A 2,419-nucleotide genomic window follows, 5' to 3' on the forward strand; every position below is an offset into this window, starting at 1 on the left:
TCCCATCCCTCGGTCAGCTCCTTCCCCTGCCTGCATCCGCCCAAACAGTACCGTACCGAACACTACCTGTTCCTGTCCGCTGATACGTGATAACACTTGTGCCCAAGCAACATGACACAAAGTAGCCAAACTAATCCCCAAACGTCTGGCTTGACGACGAAGACTATCATTCAGTGTGGTATTTAACATTCTATGTGATTGCGTCACCTTTGTGCCATCGTGATGCACTCCCCGCAACCCGAACGGCAGTGTCGGTTCCTGCACATTAGCCAACATATTATGAAAAAAGTTGATATGTTCTTCTGGGCTAATACCTAACTGGATCTGAGCAATCAAATTACGGAAAGGAACTGGAACAGGTAAGTTACTTCCCTTCCCAGCAAGGTACGCCTGAACTTCACGGTTCATCACTTCCAACGTTGTGTGGTCACCAATCAAATGATGCAACAGTTCCAACATTCCCCAAGAACCATCCTCTTCCTGTGTCACCACAAAACGCAGTAGCGGTGCCTGACCGAGATCAAAACGATACTGAGTCGGGTCAAAGCATTGAGCTAATTGGTCACACACAGGTCCATTACTTGGATCAAATATCACTTCAGTAACCGACAACGGTGCCTGACGCCAGACAACTTGAACCGGAACGGATAATCCTTGCCAGATAAAAGCTGTACGTAGGATATCGTGCCGATCAACCACCCATTGCACCGCCGCCAGATAACGTTCCAGCAGAGACCGATTAGCAAAACGCATCTGATTGATTAGCAGGTATGGGTCACCTTTGTTTGCCAATAAATGATGAAACAAAATACCGTCCTGTAACGGTGACAAGGAATAGATATCCTGAATATTGGTAATCCCATCTGGCACCTGTCTGACAATCAAGTCAATTTCAGGTTGGGTCAGATTAATCAACGGGAGCATCGTTGGTGTCAGAGTAGTGGTGGTTGGCATGATGATATTGGGAGGCACCACCACAACCCTATGTGTCCCTAATTTCTGGGCCAGTTCAGTCAACACTGGAGATTGGAACAGATCACGTACCGCCAACGTTAAACCAAGATTGCACAAGCGTTCAACCATTCGTACAGCAAGCAGCGAATGCCCCCCTAGTGCAAAGAAATTATCATGTCGGCTAACCTGCTCAATCCCCAATAACTCATGCCAGATAGCCGCCAGGGCAATTTCAATTTCTCCTTGTGGGGCTTCGTAAATCTGGTGTGCAAAGGCTTCTTCGCCCGGTACCGGTAAAACCTTACGATCTAGCTTGCCGTTGGGTGTCAATGGGAAGGCATCTAAACGGACAAACGCCGCTGGTACCATATAATCAGGCAATCGGGTATTCAGGTGAATTTGCAGATTATTGACCAATTCATCATCCGCTTCTGCCACTACATAGGCCACCAGCCGTTTATCTGTCCCATCACCTAGCGCCAATACAGCCGCCTCACGCACCGCCGGATGTTCCACCAGACGCGTCTCAATTTCCCCCGGTTCAATGCGGAAGCCACGGATTTTAACCTGCTGGTCATTACGGCCAACAAACACCAGACTACCATCCTGCAGATAGCGAGCCAAATCCCCGGAGCGGTACATCCGTGCCCCCGGTCTATTATTAAACGGATCAGCTAAGAAGCGTTCAGCGGTCAAATCAGGGCGATTCAGATAACCCCGCGCCACACCCACACCACCAATGTACAGCTCCCCCACCGCCCCTAGTGGTACTGGCTGGCCGTCAGCATCCAACAGATAAACCTGGCTGTTGGCTGTTGGATATCCGATAGGGACTAACGCATCTGTATAGCCTGACGGGCAACGCCAGATCGTGGCACAAACCGTGCTTTCTGTCGGGCCATAAGCATTAAACAAAATTACTCTGTCACATAGCGCCTGAAGCAATACCGCACTGGGCGCTTCACCACACAGTATCACTGTGGGTCTTGTTGTTAACGGCGGTAAATTGGCCCCATCCTGAAGCAAAGCCGGAGGCAGAGTGATATGCGTTATCGCTTGTTGCTCCAGATAATGCCAGAGGCGATGTGGGTCATAACGAACTGTGTCGGCAGCGATAACCAGACTGGCACCACCTCCTAACGCAATCATGATTTCCCAAATGCTGGCATCGAACCCTGAGGAAGCAAACTGCAACACTCGACTTTCAGGGTTGATACTGAACTGCGTAATTTTCTCTTGAATCAGGTTAACCAGCCCGCGATGCTCAACCATCACGCCCTTTGGTGTGCCTGTCGAACCTGATGTATAAATCACATAGGTCAGATGCCGTGAGGTCAGTGTTGGTACAGTCGGGTTGCTGTCCAGTTGGTTTACTGATGTATTTGGATCGAGGACAGTCACTCCGTCTAACGCTTTTTCACCCAGTGCTGCATACCCTGCCTTATCAGCCAGGATGACTAACGGC

General features: G+C 49.7%; 1 protein-coding gene. It reads right to left on the bottom strand.

Translation table 11 applies throughout. The features are described 5' to 3' along the window. Window positions 1-2,419 (bottom strand): non-ribosomal peptide synthetase family protein (locus OO184_RS24750; protein WP_265381430.1); only part of this gene is annotated, 2,419 nt, incomplete at both ends.

The organism is Photorhabdus aballayi, from assembly GCF_026153155.1.
Taxonomy (GTDB): Bacteria; Pseudomonadota; Gammaproteobacteria; order Enterobacterales; family Enterobacteriaceae; genus Photorhabdus; species Photorhabdus luminescens.